At 69.7% G+C, this 17,009-nt stretch carries 10 protein-coding genes; 4 read left to right on the top strand and 6 right to left on the bottom strand.

Going from position 1 to position 17,009, the window contains the following annotated elements:
• Positions 1-59 precede the first annotated feature (59 nt).
• Entirely contained in the window at positions 60-5,006 is a 4,947-nt protein-coding gene (locus AB0B50_RS34450; RefSeq protein WP_362339760.1) for an NAD-glutamate dehydrogenase, read from the bottom strand.
• A gap of 476 nt (positions 5,007-5,482) precedes the next feature.
• Between AB0B50_RS34450 and AB0B50_RS34445 the strand changes: the two genes are divergently transcribed.
• Positions 5,483-6,049 carry a DJ-1/PfpI family protein gene (locus tag AB0B50_RS34445; RefSeq protein ID WP_362339759.1) on the top strand — a complete coding sequence of 189 codons (567 nt, stop codon included), beginning with the start codon at positions 5,483-5,485 and terminating at the stop codon, positions 6,047-6,049.
• Between the two features lie 471 nt (positions 6,050-6,520).
• On the opposite strand, the gene AB0B50_RS34440 is transcribed toward AB0B50_RS34445, so the two are convergent.
• From AB0B50_RS34440 to AB0B50_RS34430, 3 genes are all read right to left on the bottom strand, one after another.
• The gene (locus AB0B50_RS34440) at positions 6,521-8,809 is read right to left on the bottom strand and encodes a LuxR C-terminal-related transcriptional regulator (protein ID WP_362339758.1); all 2,289 of its coding nucleotides are present in this window, start codon (positions 8,807-8,809) and stop codon (positions 6,521-6,523) included.
• Positions 8,810-8,919: 110 nt separating this feature from the next.
• The gene (locus tag AB0B50_RS34435; protein ID WP_362339757.1) at positions 8,920-9,588 is read right to left on the bottom strand and encodes an HAD family hydrolase; all 669 of its coding nucleotides are present in this window, start codon (positions 9,586-9,588) and stop codon (positions 8,920-8,922) included.
• Positions 9,589-9,894: 306 nt separating this feature from the next.
• Positions 9,895-10,401, bottom strand: a complete 507-nt coding sequence (locus AB0B50_RS34430) for a hypothetical protein (protein ID WP_362339756.1) — start codon at positions 10,399-10,401, stop codon at positions 9,895-9,897.
• A gap of 311 nt (positions 10,402-10,712) precedes the next feature.
• On the opposite strand from AB0B50_RS34430, the gene AB0B50_RS34425 reads away from it, so the two are divergent.
• A complete protein-coding gene (locus AB0B50_RS34425; protein ID WP_362339755.1) occupies positions 10,713-11,162 on the top strand; it encodes an Rv3235 family protein in 450 nt (149 codons plus the stop codon).
• A gap of 91 nt (positions 11,163-11,253) precedes the next feature.
• Here AB0B50_RS34425 and secA read toward each other — a convergent pair whose 3' ends face one another.
• Positions 11,254-14,085 carry a preprotein translocase subunit SecA gene (secA, locus tag AB0B50_RS34420; protein WP_362339754.1) on the bottom strand — a complete coding sequence of 944 codons (2,832 nt, stop codon included), beginning with the start codon at positions 14,083-14,085 and terminating at the stop codon, positions 11,254-11,256.
• A gap of 271 nt (positions 14,086-14,356) precedes the next feature.
• Between secA and AB0B50_RS34415 the strand changes: the two genes are divergently transcribed.
• Both AB0B50_RS34415 and AB0B50_RS34410 read left to right on the top strand, forming a co-directional pair.
• Positions 14,357-14,929 carry a GNAT family N-acetyltransferase gene (locus AB0B50_RS34415; protein WP_362339753.1) on the top strand — a complete coding sequence of 191 codons (573 nt, stop codon included), beginning with the start codon at positions 14,357-14,359 and terminating at the stop codon, positions 14,927-14,929.
• 152 nt (positions 14,930-15,081) lie between these two features.
• Positions 15,082-16,269: a crosslink repair DNA glycosylase YcaQ family protein gene (locus tag AB0B50_RS34410; RefSeq protein ID WP_362339752.1), complete on the top strand. Its 1,188-nt coding sequence runs from the start codon at positions 15,082-15,084 to the stop codon at positions 16,267-16,269.
• Here AB0B50_RS34410 and AB0B50_RS34405 read toward each other — a convergent pair.
• On the bottom strand, positions 16,262-17,005 hold the full coding sequence (locus tag AB0B50_RS34405) for a response regulator transcription factor (RefSeq protein WP_362339751.1): 744 nt from the start codon (positions 17,003-17,005) through the stop codon (positions 16,262-16,264). The two genes, AB0B50_RS34410 and AB0B50_RS34405, sit on opposite strands and share 8 nt — an antisense overlap.
• Positions 17,006-17,009: the final 4 nt, after the last annotated feature.

Here is a 17,009-nt window from a genome sequence, read left to right as displayed (position 1 = left end):
CGCCCCGAGCCGCAAGGCCCGGGGCGCCCCCGTTCACGTACGACGCGACGCGACGTCGACTACGAATGCGTACGCAGCAGCGTCCGCATCGTCCGCATCGCCACGGACAGATTCGCGAGGTCGAACGCGTCCGAGCTCTGGATCTCCTCCAGCGTCGTCCGCGCCCGGGTCAGGATCGGCGCGTTCTTCTCCTCCCACGCCTTGAACCGCTGCTCCGGCGTGGACGCGCCGTTGCCCGCGGCGAGGACGTCCGCGGTGAGCGCGGCGTGCGCCGCGTACAGGTCCTCGCGGATCGAGGCGCGCGCCATGGACTGCCAGCGGTCGGCCCGCGGCAGCTCGATGATGCGGTCCATGAGCTGGGTGATGCGGAGCCGGTCGGCGAGGTCGTAGTACACCTCGGCGACGGCCATCGGCTCCTTGCCCACCCGGTCGGCGACCGCGACGATGTCGAGCGCCGGGAAGGCGGACGAGAACCCGGCGACGCGGCGCGCGAGGTCCTCGGGCACGCCCGCCTCGGTCAGCTCGTCGCGGATGCCCTCGTACCACTCCAGGTCGGAGCCGCGAAGGAGCTGCGGCAGCTCGTCCCAGACCTCGGTGACGCCCTTGCTGAAGAAGGCGATGGTCTCGGCGAGCTGCAGCGGCTGCGGCCGGTTGTTGAGCAGCCAGCGCGAGCCGCGCTCCACCAGGCGGCGCGAGTGGAGCCGGATGCGGGTCTGCACATCGGCGGCGACGACATTGTCGAGCGCCTCGACCGCGTCCCACACCTCGCTCAGACCGAAGATCTCACGCGCGGCCATCTGCGCCCGCACGATCTCCTCCAGCGAGGCGCCGGTCTCCTCCCGCAGCCTGTGCAGGAAGGTCGAACCGCCGCTGTTCACCGTGTCGTTGACGAGGATGGTCGTGACGATCTCGCGGCGCAGCGCGTGCCCGTCGACCTGCTCGGGGAACTTCTCGTGCAGCGCCTTGGGGAAGTACGCGTGCAGGAGCCGCTGCAGGTACGGGTCGTCGGGCAGCGTCGTCTGGATCAGCTCGTCCGCGGCCGTGATCTTCGTGTACGCGAGGAGGACGGCGAGCTCGGGCTGCGACAGGCCGCGCCCGGAGTTGAGCAGCTCACGGATCTGCCGGTCGTTCGGCAGGAACTCCAGGCCCCGGTCGAGGTGGCCCTGCTTGCCGAGCCTGCGCATGAAGCGCTGGTGGGCGTGGAGCAGGGACGGCGACTGGGCGACGGCGTTGGCCAGGGCGGTGTTCTGCGCGTAGTTGTTGCGCAGCACCAACCGGCCGACCTCGTCGGTCATTTCGGCGAGCAGCAGGTTGCGCTGCTTGACCGTCATGTCGCCGTTGGCGACGACCGCGTTGAGCAGGATCTTGATGTTCACCTCGTGGTCGGAGGTGTCCACGCCCGCGCTGTTGTCGATGGCGTCGGTGTTGATGCGGCCACCGGCGCGCGCGAACTCGATGCGCCCCAGCTGTGTGAGACCCAGGTTGCCGCCCTCGCCGACGACCTTGACGCGCAGCTCCTGGCCGTCCACGCGGATCGCGTCGTTGGCCTTGTCGCCGACGTCCGCGTTCGACTCGGCCGACGACTTCACGTACGTACCGATGCCGCCGTTCCACAGCAGGTCGACAGGCGCCTGCAGGATGGCCTTCATCAGGTCGGCCGGGGTCATCTTGGCGACGCCGGTCTCGATGCCGAGTACCTCGCGGATGTGGGCGTTGAGCTGGATCGCCTTGGCGGAGCGGGGGAAGATCCCGCCGCCCGCGGACATCAGGTCCTTGTTGTAGTCGGCCCAGGAGGAGCGCGGCAGCTCGAACAGGCGGCGGCGCTCGGCGTACGAGGTGGCCGCGTCCGGGTTCGGGTCGATGAAGATGTGCCGGTGGTCGAAGGCGGCGACCAGGCGGATGTGCTCGGAGAGCAGCATGCCGTTGCCGAACACGTCGCCGCTCATGTCGCCCACGCCGACGACCGTGAAGTCCTCGGACTGGGTGTCGGTGCCCAGCTCACGGAAGTGCCGCTTGACGGACTCCCAGGCGCCGCGCGCGGTGATGCCCATGCCCTTGTGGTCGTATCCGGCGGAGCCGCCGGAGGCGAAGGCGTCGCCGAGCCAGAAGTTGTAGTCCTCGGCGACCTTGTTGGCGATGTCCGAGAAGGTCGCGGTGCCCTTGTCGGCGGCGACGACGAGGTACGTGTCGTCCTCGTCGTGGCGCACGACGTCGGCCGGCGGCACGACCTCGCCCGCCACCAGGTTGTCGGTGATGTCGAGCAGCGCGGAGATGAAGGTCTTGTAGCAGGCGACGCCCTCCGCCAGCCACGCGTCGCGGTCCACCGACGGGTCGGGCAGCTGCTTGGCGACGAAACCGCCCTTGGCGCCGACGGGCACGATGACGGTGTTCTTCACCATCTGCGCCTTCACGAGCCCCAGGATCTCGGTCCGGAAGTCTTCCTTCCGGTCGGACCAGCGCAGACCGCCGCGCGCGACCTTGCCGAAGCGCAGGTGCACGCCCTCGACTCGGGGCGAGTACACCCAGATCTCGTACGCGGGACGGGGCGCGGGCAGGTCGGGGATGGCCTGCGGGTCGAACTTCATGGAGACGTAGTTGTGCGGCTTGCCGCCCGCCGCCTCCTGGAAGAAGTTGGTCCGCAGCGTCGCCTTGATGACGGTGAGGAAGGACCGCAGGATCCGGTCCTCGTCGAGCGACGCCACCTGGTCGAGGGCGCCGTCGAGCTCTTCGAGGAGCCCGTCGATCAGCTCGGTCCCGGCCCGCTGGCGCTCCGGCGACATCCGCGCCTCGAAGAGCGAGACGAGCAGCCGCGTGGTGTGGACGTTGTTGCGGAGGGTGTCCTCCATGTAGTCCTGGCTGAACGTCGAACCGGCCTGGCGCAGGTACTTGGCGTAGGCCCGCAGGACCATCGCCTGACGCCAGTTGAGCCCGGCGCGAAGCACCAGCGAGTTGAACCCGTCGACCTCGGCGGCACCGGTCCAGGCGGCGGCGAAGGCCTCCTGGAAGCGCTCGCGGCCGTCGTCGCCGAGGTAGTCGCCGTTGCCGTTCGGGGACTTGGGCATGCGCAGCCCGAAGTCGTAGATCCACGCGTGCGTACGGTCCGTGCAGCGCAGCTCGTAGGGGCGCTCGTCGGTGACCTCGACGCCGAGCCGCTGCAGGACGGGCAGCACGGCGGAGAGGGAGACCTGCGCACCGGTGCGGTAGATCTTGAAGCGGCGCTCACCGGGGGCGGCGCCCACCGGCTCGTACAGCGAGAGGGCGAAGTCCTTGTGTCCGTGGGTCAGTTGCTCCAGGTGCTGGAGGTCGGCGACGGCGGCGCGCGGCGTGTGGTCGGCCTTGTACCCCTCGGGGAAGGCGCCCGCGTACCGGCGCAGGAGCTCGGCGGCGCGCTCCTCGCCGCACTCGGCGGTCAGCGCCTCGGCGAAGCCGTCGGCCCAGGAGCGGGCGGCCTCGACGAGCCGTCCCTCGATGCGCTCGATGTCGGCGTCGGAGAGGTCGGGGACCTCGGCGCCCTTGGGCACCCTCACCACGAAGTGGATACGGGAGAGGATCGACTCCGTGTTCCAGGCGGTGAAGTCGACGCTCGCGCCGTTCAGCTCCTCCTTGAGGATGTCGATGATCCGCAGCCGGACGCCGGTGGTGTAGCGGTCGCGCGGCAGGTAGACGAGGGCGGAGTAGTAGCGCCCGTACTCGTCCTTGCGCAGGTAGAGCCGCAGCCTGCGGCGCTCCTGCAGATAGAGGACGGACGTCACGATGGACCGCAGCTCGTCGGCGGGCGTCTGGAAGAGCTCGTCGCGCGGGTAGGTCTCCAGGATCTGGAGCAGGTCACGCCCGTCGTGGCTGTTGGCGGAGAACCCGGCGCCCTTGAGCACCTCGGCGACCTTGCGCCGGATGACGGGCACGCGCCGCACCGACTCGGTGTACGCGGCGGACGAGAAGAGCCCGAGGAAGCGCCGCTCACCGACGACATTGCCCTCGGCATCGAACTTCTTCACCCCGACGTAGTCGAGGTAGGACGGCCGGTGGACGGTCGCCCGGCTGTTGGCCTTGGTCAGCACGAGGAGCTTGTGCTCACGGGCCTTGGCGCGCGCGTCGGCGGGCAGCCGGTTGAAGGACGGGCTGACGGGGTGGTGGTCGTCGCCGTCGTGCTGCGGGTCGGCGCGCAGGATGCCGAGGCCGGTGCCGGGGACGGCGGTGAGGGAGTCGTCGTCCATGAGGTCGTACTCACGGAAGCCCAGGAAGGTGAAGTGGTTGTCGGCGAGCCAGCGCAGCAGCTCGCGGGCCTCCTCGACCTCCTGGTCGCGCAGGTCGTTCGCGGTGGGCTCGGTGGGGAGCTCGTCGGCGATGCGCAGCGCGGCATCGCGCATCTTCTCCCAGTCCTCGACGGTCTCGCGTACGTCGCTGAGGATCCGGAGCAGATCGGCGGTGATCTGCTTCAGGTCGGCGCGGTCGGTTTCGCGGTCCATCTCGACGTGGATCCACGACTCGACGAGCGCGTCGTGCGGCCGCTCGGCGCCGGCGTCACCGCTGAGCACCTCCAGGAGCTTGCCGGTCAGGTCACGGCGCACGACGACCTGGGGGTGGATCACCACATGGATGCCGCGCCCCTGCCGGGACAGCTCGTTCGTGACGGAGTCGACGAGGAAGGGCATGTCGTCGGTGACCACCTCGACGACGGAGTGGCTGCAGGTCCAGCCGTTCTCCTCGACGGTCGGGGTGTGCACCCGCACATTGGCCGTTCCCTGGGGCCGGTTCTCGGCCAGCCGGTAGTGGGAGAAGGCCGCTCCGAAGACGTCGACCGGGTCGCGGTCGGCGAGGTCCTCGGGAGCCGTGTGCAGGTAGTAGCGCTGGAGGAACGCGAGAGCCATGTCCTGGTCCGGCGTCGCCTCGCTCGTCGTCCCGGTCGGTGCACCGCTCGGTAGGCGCCCCCCGACCGGGCTGTTCTCAGCTACCCGCGCGGCCCGCATGAGCAGCTCGGCCTTGGCTTCGTCCAGCTTGGTCTGCATGATCCTCTGACTCCTGTCGCGCGCCGTTGCGTGACGTAGAAGGAAGTGATGTGACGTAACGCCGCGACGCGGGGTCTCCGGCCGGATTCGACGTTATGCCGCGGTGAGAGATGGGCGGGCGGTTATCCGCCATTTTCAGCGGTTTCGCTGACCGATGACTTGCTCGGCCCGGTGTTCCGCACCGCGAAGAAGCGTCAGCGAGTTCCGCCCGGACACGGATGTCCTCCGTGGTCCCCGGGCGCAGGGCGGAGGCGTCCATGCCCCCGCGGGATATCGCGCTGATCACGGGACAAGGCTATCGCTCCCCACCGGGAACCCGTCATGAGCCGTATGTGTACAAAAGCAGGGGTCGAACTTTGACACTCTGCACAGTCACCGCGCCGGTCGGCCCCCTTGGCAAAGAGGCAGCGCAGAGGCACGTTGGCCCCAGGGTCCGGCCGACGGAGGCGGCACCCACTCGAGGGGAGCGCAGCAAGATGGCAGCCAAGATCCTGTTAGTGACCGGCGACGCCGCCGAGTCGCTCGAGGTCCTCTACCCCTACCAGCGCCTGCGCGAGGAGGGATACGACGTCCACATCGCCGCCCCGGCCCGCAAGAAGCTGCAGTTCGTGGTGCACGACTTCGAGCCGGGCTTCGACACGTACACGGAGAAGCCGGGCTACACCTGGCCCGCGGATCTCGCCTTCTCGGAAGTGGATCCCGGCCAGTACGCCGCTCTGGTGATCCCGGGCGGCCGTGCCCCGGAGTACCTGCGCAACGACCCGGAGCTCCGCAAGATCCTCAAGTCCTTCTTCGACGCGGACAAGCCGGTCGCCCAGATCTGCCACGGCCCGCTCCTGACTGCGGCGATCGGCGGCCTGAGCGGGCGCAGGGTCACGGCGTACCCGGCGCTGGAGATGGACATGCAGGCGGCGGGCGCGACCTTCCAGGACGCGGAGGCCGTCGTGGACGGCACCCTGGTCTCGGCGCGGGCCTGGCCGGACCACTCCGGCTGGATGCGCGAGTTCCTCACGGTGCTGCGGGCGAAGGCCCCGGTGACGTAAGCGGTCGGACCCACGCGCTCCGCTAGGTATACGGAGCGCGTCGTACCCCGCCCCACATAGGTATGCCGATCCTTTCGCATACCGATGCCGGGAGACGGACGCACCGGGCAGGCTCTGTTCTGCGCCGCCTCGCCTGGGGCCGCGGAAAGGGCGGGCGGAGTGCCGGCAGTGCCTGGTCAACTCCCCCACGGCTTGTCGTGGCAAGGCCCCCGCCCGCCCCACCGCACCCGCGAGCGGCCGACGCGGCAGCCTGCCCTTGTCGGCGAGGGCAGGCCTCCGCAGCCCCGGCACAGGACGAGTCCATGGCCGGGGGGTTCCCTTGCTCCTACGCGCACAAATCCACTGCGGGGCAACGGGCGGGCGGGCGGGTGGGAGAGACCCGCCGCTGGGTGGGAGACACCCGCCGCGAAGCGGCGGCCAAGGAGATACCCCCGAGCCACGGAGACACTCCCGAGCCACAAACACTCCCCGTCACGCCCCAGCGATCTCCGTGGCGCCCGCAATCTCCGTCCGAGACCCCACCCCCAACTTCGCCAAAATATGCTCGACATGCGCATCGGCGGTCCGCTTCGAGATGACGAGCCGCTCGGCGATCTCCCGGTTGGACAACCCCGCGGCCACCAGAACGGCAACCTCCCGCTCGCGCCGCGTCAGCACATCACCGCCCCGCCGCCCGGCCCGCTGCGCCGGCGCCCGCCCCGGCGCATCCGCATCGGCTCGCACCGCCTCCAGCACCTGCCGCCCCGACAGCCGCGCCCCCACCGCATGCCAGCGCTCGAACTGCCTGCCGCCCAACGCCTCCCGCACCGACTTCCGCGCCGCCTCCTGCTGTTCGAAGAGCGAGGGCAGCATGCCGATCGGATCACCGCCGAGCCGCCGCGCGTTCTCCGCATACCCGAACAGCCACGCCGCCCGCACCTGCCGCCCCTCCTGCGCGGCCGCCCACGCGAGACCGTGGCAGCACATCGCGGCGACCAGGATCTCGTCGACCTCACCGGCCGCCTCTATCCCCCGGCACAGCGAGGAGACGCCCGCCGCCCGCTCGCCCGCGAGCCACCGCACCAGGCCCTGCGCCATCAACGTGGACCCGTAGATCTGCCGCTCCCCGGTGCCTTCCAGCAGCTCAAGCCCTTGCGCGCACAGCTCCAGGGCACCCTCCGTGTCCCCGAGGACGGCCCGCAGCAGCGCGGCCTCGTACCCCATGACGACCAGCCCCAGCAGGTTGCCGCTCTCGACCATCCGCCGCCGCACCGCCACGAGCCCGTCCAGCCCCGACTCGTCGCCGCACAGCGCCGCGAGCCCACTGGCGTACGCCGCGGCGAACTGCTCGACCTGCTCGTCACCCGCCCGCGCCGCGCACTCCCTGGCCAGCGCCATCCGCTCGACGGCCGTCGCGAGATCCGCGGTCCAGACCCCGATGACACCGGTCCCGAGCAGTCCCCACGCCCGCGCCGAGCAGTCGTCGGGGACCCGCTCCAGGCCCTTCTCGATCCAGTACCCGCCCTCGGAGAGCGTCCCGGAGGCCCGCCAGTGCGGCCACAGCCGCGCCGCGAGACGGAGCCCTTCCTCGGCCCGCCCCTCGGTCTCGTACGCGTACTCCAGAGCGGCCCGCAGGTCGGCGATCTCCGCCCGCACGGCACGGTGCAGCTCCGGCTGCGCGGCACCGAGGAAGCCCTCCTCGAAGCGCCGCCCCAGATCCCGGTAGTACGCGAAGTGCCGCGCCCGCAGCGCCGCGCCCCCGTCCCCTTCCACCGCACCGAGCCGCTCGGCCCCGTACTCCCGGAGGGTGTCGAGCAGCCGGTAGCGGTTCCCGGACTCCCCGAGCCGCTGCACCACGGACTTGTCGACGAGCCCGATCAACTGCTCAAGCACCTCGCCCACGGGCAACTCACCGCCCCCGCAGACCTGCTCGGCGGCAGCCAGCTCAAAAGAACCGACGAAAACAGACAACCGCGCCCACAGCAACTGCTCGGCGGGAGTGCACAGTTCATGCGACCAGTCGATGGCGGTACGCAGTGTCTGATGCCGCGAAAGCGCAGTCCTGCGCCCCCCGGTGAGCAACTGGAACCGGTCGTCGAGCCGCGCGACGAGCTCCTCCATCGACACGGCCCGCAACCGCACCGCGGCGAGCTCCAGCGCGAGCGGAATGCAGTCGAGCCGATGGACCAGCGCCGACAACTGCTCCCGATTCCCGTCCCCCACCGCGAACCCGGGCACAACAGCAGCGGCCCGCTGCGCGAAAAGCTCCACAGCATCGTCCGGCGCAAGCGGCGAAACGGAACAGCAGTGCTCCCCGGGCACGTCCAGCGGCTGCCGACTGGTGGCGAGCACGCACACGTCCGCGGCCTCGCGCAGCAGAATGTCGGAGAGCATCGCGCACGCGTCGACGAGATGCTCACAGGTGTCGAGCACGATCAGCAGCCGTCGCCCCTGAAGATGCGCCACGACCGCGTCCAGCGGCGCCATCCCCGACTGCTCGGGCAGTTCGAGGACCGCGGCGAGCGTGGCGGGGATCAACTCCGGGTCCCGCAAGGCGGACAGCTCGGCCAGCCACACCCCGTCCGGGAACCGCTCCCCGAGCCCGGCGGCGGCCCGCAGCGCGGTACGGCTCTTGCCGACACCGCCGGGACCGACCAGCGTGACGAGCCGCGCGTACTCGAACGCCGCCCGCACCTGTGCCAGTTCATCCACGCGCCCGACGAACGAGGTCAACTCGGCGGGCAGTTGCCCACCCCGCCGCTGTCCGAAGCCGAAACCCATCGCGTTACCGCCCCCCGTTCGCGTCGTCCCGCAAGGCTCATCCCGCCGAGGATGTCACCTCAGCGTACGCAGAACGACGCGGAGCGTGAACGAAAACCCCGCAACCGCTCTCAGGCAGCGAGCCGTTCCGCCACGTCGACGGCCTCCTCCAGGCTGTCGACGACGGGCACCCCGGCGACCTCCAGACTGGCCCGGCTGTGCGATCCCCCGGTGTAGAGCACGGCCTTGGCCCCCACATGCGCGGCCGCGAGCGCGTCATCGACGGCGTCCCCGATCACGACGACCCGGTCGGTGCCGATGCCCTCGATCTCGGCGAGGTGCCGCACCATCCGCTCGGCCTTGCCGGCATGGGAGTCGTCGGTGCGCCCGTCGATCCGTATGAAGTGCTCCTGGATCCCGTGCCTGCGCACGATCGGCACCAGATGCTCGTGCGGAGCCAGCGACAACAACGACTGCGTACGCCCGTCCGCGCGCCGCGCGGCCAACAGCTCCGCGGCCCCCTCGGCAAGCCCGCAGGTCTCCGCCCGCGCCCAGTAGTGCTTGTGGAACACGGCGTCCATGACCCGCCACTCGGCCTCGGTGGGCAGCCTCCCCAACAGCCGCTCGTAGAACCGAGGCACCGGAACGCAGTACAGATCGCGATACCGCTCCAACGTGATCGACTCGAGCCCGATCTCCGCGAAGGACGCGTTCGTGGCCTCGATCACGGCATGAATGTCATGCAGGAGCGTTCCGTTCCAGTCCCACACGATATGCGCCCCGCGCAGCAGCTTCCCCATACGAAGACGCTACCCGCCCCCACTGACACCCGACCCTGCCGCCTCGAAGGCAAGGCTGTCACCCACCCCAGCCCCGCACCCGCGCACGAGACGCGAGGGGACGTGGGGGTATGTCCGAACGGAGCACTGCGCACAACGCCAACCCGAGCCGCAGCAACAAGACCCCGCAACAAAGATGGCGAGTACGGACATACCCCCGCGGCCCCGCCCCACAACGAACCCAAGGCGCAGACGCCCGCCACAAACAGACGCCCACAGCAGAGCAAACGCCCGCCACGAACCAGCAGAGCCCGCCACGGCCGAAGGTCAGCCGATCAACCCGGGAATCTCCTGCGTGGCGAACCACAGCAGCTCATGGTCCTCCGCCCCGTCCACGACGAACCGCGCGTCGTCGTCCCCCTGATCCGCCGCCCCCAGCGCAGCGGCAGCCGCACCCACGTCCCCCTCGGCATCCCCGGCATCCACATGCACGGCCGCCGCCTTCCCCAACGGCAGAGCCGCGGCGATCCGCACCTCACCGAGCGCCCCCTGGTCCAGCGCCCGGTCGGGATCGGCCACCGCCGCCCCGTCCGGCACGTCGGCCGCGAGCACGACCCGCCGCCGCGCCGCCGCGGGATCCCCCGCCACCAGCCGCAGCGACGCCAGCGCCGCCCGGTTCAGCGCCGCGTACTCCAGCTCTTCGATGTCGTCGGAGACGTACCACTCCCGCAGCGCGGGCGTCACGGCGTAGGCGACCAGCGGACCGGGCCCCAGCTCCCCCGCCTTGTACGCCTCAGCGAGCCGGGGCAGGGTCAGGGGAACGTAGACGCGCATGGCTGACCGCTTTCGTTCGTGTCCGCACGCGGGCGGACCTTCGTGGTCGTGGAAGACCTTCAGGATACGTGCGGGAGTCCCCCATCGAGCTCCCCCCACCACCCACGAAGCCGTCAGCACGCGTCCCGGAATTCACCCGCCCCCACCCCACGGCCACGGCACTCCCAGCCCCCGAACCCCCCTGATAGGTGAACCCGACGGCCCCCTCCCCCACGCCCGGGGAACCCTTGCACCCTCCACCCCCACCCCCGTACAAGATCCCCCAACGAAAAGTTACTCCCCGGTACTGGAGGCACCGCATGCGCAAGGTGATGACACGACCCCGCCCGCGCCGATCCGCCACCCGTCCCCCCGCAGGCCGCCCCCCGACCCGCAAGGACTCCCGCCGCCCCGCGGAACGCCCCGGCACGCCCCCACCCAGGGCCGTCCCGCCGAACCCACCCCCGCACCCCACGGAACTCTTCGCGGAACGCCTCGTCCTGGTCCTCAGCGGCCAGCGCCCGATGCACTGGGTGGCCCGCCACATCGCCAACACGGCGTTCGACGAGCTGGCCCGCCTGGCCGAGCACCGCCCCCTCTGCACGGACGGCCACCGCCCCACGATCCACCGGATCGGCCACTACCAGCCGCACCCCGACGCGTACGAGGTGTTCGCCCGCATCGCGACGGGCCCAAGACTGCGCGCGCTGGCGTTCCGCCTGTCACTGGGCGCGGACAGAAGGTGGCGCTGCACAGCGGTGGAGATGGAGCCACGCCCCTGACGCCAACACGACGCCGACGACAAAGGGGCCGGACAAAAGCCCGGCCCCTCCGCCTACGTCAGTCACGTCACGTCACAGCGACAGCGACACGTCACTTCTTGCGACGCCGCCCACCCTTCTGAGCCTTGCGCCGCTCCGCACGGGTCATCCCGTCCGCCTCGGACCGCACGCCCGCGCCGTCCGTGGTGAAGTCGCCCTCGTCGACCCCGCCCTCGGCGTTCGGCGCCTGGAAGTGCAGCCGGTCGGGCCGCTGCGGAGCCTCGAGCCCCTTGGCGTGGATCTCGGGACGAGAAGCCCCGGCCGGAACGGCGTCCTGCGCCCCGTCCTTCGACAGCGAAGGCGCCGCGTCCTCGACGGGGACCTCCTCGACCTGCTGCTCGACCTGGACCTCCAGGTTGAACAGGTAGCCGACGGACTCCTCCTTGATGCCGTCCATCATGGCGTTGAACATGTCGAAGCCCTCGCGCTGGTACTCGACCAGCGGGTCCTTCTGCGCCATGGCACGGAGGCCGATGCCCTCCTGGAGGTAGTCCATCTCGTAGAGGTGCTCGCGCCACTTGCGGTCGAGCACCGAGAGAACGACCCGCCGCTCGAGCTCCCGCATGATGTCGGAGCCGAGCTGCCCCTCACGCGCCTCGTACTGCTCGTGGATGTCGTCCTTGATGGACTCGGAGATGAACTCGGCGGTGAGTCCGGCGCGGTCGCCCGCGGCCTCCTCCAGCTCGTCGACCGTGACCTTGACGGGGTAGAGCTGCTTGAAGGCGCTCCACAGCCGGTCCAGGTCCCACTCCTCGGCGAAGCCCTCGGCGGTCTCCGCGGCGATGTACGCGTCGATGGTGTCGTCCATGAAGTGCGTGATCTGGTCCTGCAGATCCTCGCCCTTCAGGACGCGGCGGCGCTCGCCGTAGATGACCTCGCGCTGGCGGTTGAGGACCTCGTCGTACTTGAGGACGTTCTTGCGGGTCTCGAAGTTCTGCTGTTCGACCTGCGACTGGGCGGAGGCGATGGCGCGGGTCACCATCTTGTTCTCGATCGGCACGTCGTCCGGAACGTTCGCCATGGACATCACGCGCTCGACCATCTGCGCCTTGAACAGGCGCATCAGGTCATCGCCCAGCGACAGGTAGAACCGCGACTCACCGGGGTCGCCCTGACGTCCGGAACGACCGCGCAGCTGGTTGTCGATACGACGCGACTCGTGCCGCTCCGTACCGAGGACGTACAGCCCGCCCAGTTCCTTGACCTCTTCGAACTCGGCCTTGACGGCCCGCTCGGCCTTCTCCATGGCGGCGGGCAGCGCCGCGGCCCACTCCTCGACGTGCTCGACGGGGTCGAGACCGCGCTGACGCAGCTCCGCCTCGGCGAGGTCGTCGGGGTTGCCGCCGAGCTTGATGTCCGTACCACGACCGGCCATGTTCGTGGCGACCGTGACGGCGCCCTTGCGGCCGGCCTGGGCGACGATGGTCGCCTCACGGTCGTGCTGCTTGGCGTTCAGCACTTCGTGCTGAACCCCGCGCTTGGAGAGCTGCTGCGAGAGGTACTCCGACTTCTCGACGGAGGTGGTGCCGACGAGGATCGGCTGCCCCTTCTCGTGCTTCTCCGCGATGTCGTCGACGACCGCGGCGAACTTCGCGACCTCGGTGCGGTAGATCAGGTCGGACTGGTCGGCGCGGACCATGGGCCGGTTCGTCGGGATCGGCACGACGCCCAGCTTGTAGATCTGGTGGAACTCGGCGGCCTCGGTCATGGCCGTACCGGTCATGCCGGACAGGCCGCTGTCGTAGCCCTCGCGCTTGTAGAGGCGGAAGAAGTTCTGAAGGGTGATGGTCGCAAGGGTCTGGTTCTCGTCCTTGATGTCCACCCCTTCCTTCGCCTCGATCGCCTGGTGCATGCCCTCGTTGTAGCGGCGGCCGGCGAGGATACGGCCGGTGTGCTCGTCGACGATCATGACTTCGCCGTCGATGACGACGTAGTCCTTGTCCTTCTTGAAGAGTTCCTTGGCCTTGATGGCGTTGTTGAGGTAGCCGACGAGGGGCGTGTTCACCGACTCGTAGAGGTTGTCGATGCCCAGCCAGTCCTCGACCTTGGCTACGCCGGACTCGTGGATGCCGACGGTGCGCTTCTTCTCGTCGACCTCGTAGTCCCCGGTCTCCTCGATGCCCTTGAGGGGGTTGCCGGGCTCACCCTTGGTGAGGCGGGTGACCAGCTTGGCGAAGTCGCCGTACCACTTGGTGGCCTGGTCGGCGGGGCCGGAGATGATCAGCGGCGTACGCGCTTCGTCCACGAGGATCGAGTCGACCTCGTCGACGATCGCGAAGTTGTGGCCGCGCTGGACCAGCTCGTCCTGCGACCACGCCATGTTGTCGCGGAGGTAGTCGAAGCCGAACTCGTTGTTCGTGCCGTACGTGATGTCGCAGTTGTACTGCTCACGGCGCTGGGCCGGCGTCATGTTGGCCAGGATGCAGCCGACGCTCAGGCCCAGGAACTTGTGGACGCGGCCCATCATCTCGGAGTCGCGCTCGGCCAGGTAGTCGTTGACCGTGATGAGGTGCACACCCTTGCCGGACAGGGCGTTCAGGTACGCGGGCAGGGTGCCGACGAGGGTCTTGCCCTCACCGGTCTTCATCTCGGCGACATAGCCCATGTGCAGCGCGGCGCCACCCATCATCTGGACGTCGTAGTGACGCTGGCCCAGGACGCGCTTGGCGGCCTCACGGACCGTCGCGAAGGCCTCGGGCAGGAGGTCGTCGAGCGTCTCGCCGTCGGCGTAACGCTCCTTGTACTCCTCGGTCAGCGCGCGCAGCTCGGCGTCGGAGAGGCTGACGAAGTCCTCTTCGATGGAGTTGACCTGGTCCGCGATGCGGTGCAGCTTGCGCAGGATCTTGCCTTCGCCTGCACGCATGATCTTCGAGAGGACGGACACGGGGGTTGGTCTCCTTGCCGGTCGGGCCTGGCATGGTCGGTTTTACTCGTCGGGCAACGGCCATCGTATGCGAGGACCCGGCTGCGCCGGGAGGTCTGCCATGAGGTCAACGGGCGAGGAGCGCCGAAGGTGCCGGGTTGCGCCCACGAGTACCTCTCGGGTGGCGCTTGCCCCTCACCCCCGTGATCAGTGATCAAGCCCCGCGATCAGTGATCAAGAAGGCACGGCAAAAGCACTGGCCCCTGGGCGGACGCACCAGCAGAATCGCTTGATGGAGCCCGTCACACTCTTCACCGAACGTCTGTGCCTGAGCGTCTTCACGCCCGAGGACATCGACGAGACCTATCTGGCCTGCCAGGACCCGGACATCCAGCGCTGGGTCCCGATCCCCTCGCCGTACGCGCGCGTGGACGCCGAGAACTTCATCGGCCGCGTGGTCCCGGACGGCTGGCGCAACGACCTGGAGTACACCTTCGCCGTACGCCCCCGGGAAGGCGGCCCGCTGCTCGCCGCCACCAGCCTGCACCACCCGCGCTCGGGCACCTGGGAGGTCGGCTACTGGACGGCCAAGGAGCACCGGGGCCGCGGCTATATGACGGAGACCGTGCTCGGCCTCGCCCGCTGGGCCTTCACGGATCTGCGCTGCACCCGCCTGGAGTGGCGCGCGGAGGTCGGCAACACCGGCTCGCGCGCGGTCGTGGAGAAGGCTGGTTTCACCGTCGAGAGCGTGCTCCGCGCGGGCCTGCTGAACAAGGGCACGCTGCGTGACGCCTGGGTCGGCGCCCTGCTCCCCTCGGACCTCGGCATGCCGTCGCCGCTCCCGTACCTGCCCGCGAAGGCGTGAGGTGTGAGACCCATGAGGCCTGCGAGGCCAATGAGATCCGTGAAGTCCATGGGACCTGTGAAGTCCGTGAGGTCCGTGAAGTCCGTGAGGCCCACGAAGCCTGAGCCGGGCTTCCCGCCGGATTGTCAGTGCCGCGCTCTATCGTTCGATCCATGACGAGCCTGCCGAGTCCCGCCACCGAACTCTCCGCCGACGAGGCCCGCCGGATCGCCCTGCGCGCCCAGGGCTTCCTCGGCGCCCCCGACCGCAAGTCCGGTGTGCGGGGCGTCCTGCGGCACCTCGGCGCGGTCCAGCTCGACACGATCTCGGTCCTGGCCCGCTCGCACGAACTCATTCCGTACGCACGCCTGGGCGCCGTCGGCCGCGACCGTGTCGAGGCGGCGTACTGGGACGGCACATCGGGCCCCGGCCCCACCCGTCCGCACGCCTTCGAGTACTGGTCGCACGCCGCGTGCATCCTCCCCATCGAGGAGTGGCCGCACTTCGCCTTCCGCCGCCGCGCCTACCGCGCCCGCCCCCACTGGCACCACGACCTGCCCGACGGGGCGTACGACCAGGTCATCAAGCAGCTCCGCGCCGAAGGCCCGCTCACCGCCACGGAGTTGGGCGGCGCGAAGAACAAGGGCGAGTGGTGGGACTGGTCCGAGTCGAAGATCGCCGTCGAGCGCGCGCTGATGCACGGCGAGGTGGTGTGCACGGAGCGCCGCTCCTGGAAGCGGGTGTACGACCTCGCGGAGCGCGCCATCCCGGACCCGCTGCTCCATGACGATCTGGACGACGCGGAGTGCCTGCGCCGCCTGGTCCGTCTGGCCGGCGAGGCGCTGGGCGTCGGCACGCGCGCGGACATCGCCGACTACCACCGCCTCAAGGGCGAGCAGTTCGACGCGGTGGTCGCGGACTCGGGTCTGGTGCCCGTGAAGGTCCAGGGCTGGGACAAGCCCGCCTGGGCGGACCCCAGGGCCCTGGAGACGACACCCCGCGGCCGGCACCGCACGACGCTCCTGTCCCCCTTCGACTCCCTGATCTGGGAGCGGGCGCGCACGGAGCGGATCTTCGGCTTCACGCACCGCCTGGAGGCGTATGTGCCCAAGCCGAAGCGGATCCACGGCTATTTCGCGATGCCCCTGCTCGCGGGCGGCAAGCTCCTCGGCCGGGTCGACCCCGCGCGCGAAGGCAGCACACTGGTGGCCAAGCAGATCTCGCTGGACACCCCGAAGGCGGTGGCCCCGATGGCGCAGGCCCTGCTCGAAGCGGCGTCCTGGGTCGGCTGCGACTCCGTACGCGTGGAGCGGGTGAACCGCCCCGAGCTGACGGCGGAGTTGGTGCGCGCCCTCACCTGATCTCGAGGATCTTCTCCCGCATCGCGTAGACGACGGCCTCCATCCTGGAGTGCAGCTGCAGCTTCTCCAGGATGTTGCGCACGTGGTTCTTCACGGTGTTCTCGGAGATGAACAACTCCTTGGCGATGTCGCGGTTGTTCATGCCGGTGGCCACCAGCTTGAGCACCTCGAGTTCCCGGTCGGTCAGCCGGGGCGCGGGAACGAGCCGCCGCTCGTCGGTGCGCTGGATCATCGACTTGAACTCCGTGAGCAGCTTGGACGCCATCGAGGGGCTGATCTGCGACTGCCCGTCGGCCACCGCGCGAATCGCCGTGGCCACCTCGTCCGTGGAGATCTCCTTGAGGAGATAGCCGGTCGCGCCCGCCTTGATGGCGTCGTAGAGATCGGCTTCCTCGTCGCTGATCGTCAGCATGATGATCTTGGCGCTGGGCGCCACCTCCTTGATGGAGGTGCACGCCTCGATGCCACCGCGCTTGGGCATACGGACGTCCATGAGCACGATGTCGGGCAGCAGATCGGCGGCCTTGTCCACCGCCTCGGCGCCGTCGCCCGCTTCCCCGACGACCTGGATGTCCTCCTCGGCGGCGAGGACGATCTCCAGGCCGCGACGGAAGAGGGCGTGGTCATCCACCACAAGGACCCTGATGGGCTCCTTGCGTGGGGCGCCCGCGTCCGTGCCGATGCCGATGCCGTCGTCGGCATCGTCGCGTCGCATCGGTCCGAAGCTGTCCGCCATCGTT

It is taken from the genome of Streptomyces sp. NPDC041068, from assembly GCF_040647455.1.
GTDB lineage: Bacteria > Actinomycetota > Actinomycetes > Streptomycetales > Streptomycetaceae > Streptomyces.
Note: the sequence above shows the minus strand (reverse complement) of the source record. Positions and strands in the feature narration are given on the sequence as shown.

What these genes read in the sequence shown, in the direction of transcription:
- AB0B50_RS34450 (WP_362339760.1), bottom strand. Translation starts at nt 5,006, where the DNA reads ATGCAGACCAAGCTGGACGAAGCCAAGGCCGAGCTGCTCATGCGGGCC.
- AB0B50_RS34445 (WP_362339759.1), top strand. Translation starts at nt 5,483, where the DNA reads ATGGCAGCCAAGATCCTGTTAGTGACCGGCGACGCCGCCGAGTCGCTC.
- AB0B50_RS34440 (WP_362339758.1), bottom strand. Translation starts at nt 8,809, where the DNA reads ATGGGTTTCGGCTTCGGACAGCGGCGGGGTGGGCAACTGCCCGCCGAG.
- AB0B50_RS34435 (WP_362339757.1), bottom strand. Translation starts at nt 9,588, where the DNA reads ATGGGGAAGCTGCTGCGCGGGGCGCATATCGTGTGGGACTGGAACGGA.
- AB0B50_RS34430 (WP_362339756.1), bottom strand. Translation starts at nt 10,401, where the DNA reads ATGCGCGTCTACGTTCCCCTGACCCTGCCCCGGCTCGCTGAGGCGTAC.
- AB0B50_RS34425 (WP_362339755.1), top strand. Translation starts at nt 10,713, where the DNA reads ATGACACGACCCCGCCCGCGCCGATCCGCCACCCGTCCCCCCGCAGGC.
- AB0B50_RS34415 (WP_362339753.1), top strand. Translation starts at nt 14,357, where the DNA reads ATGGAGCCCGTCACACTCTTCACCGAACGTCTGTGCCTGAGCGTCTTC.
- AB0B50_RS34410 (WP_362339752.1), top strand. Translation starts at nt 15,082, where the DNA reads ATGACGAGCCTGCCGAGTCCCGCCACCGAACTCTCCGCCGACGAGGCC.
- AB0B50_RS34405 (WP_362339751.1), bottom strand. Translation starts at nt 17,005, where the DNA reads ATGGCGGACAGCTTCGGACCGATGCGACGCGACGATGCCGACGACGGC.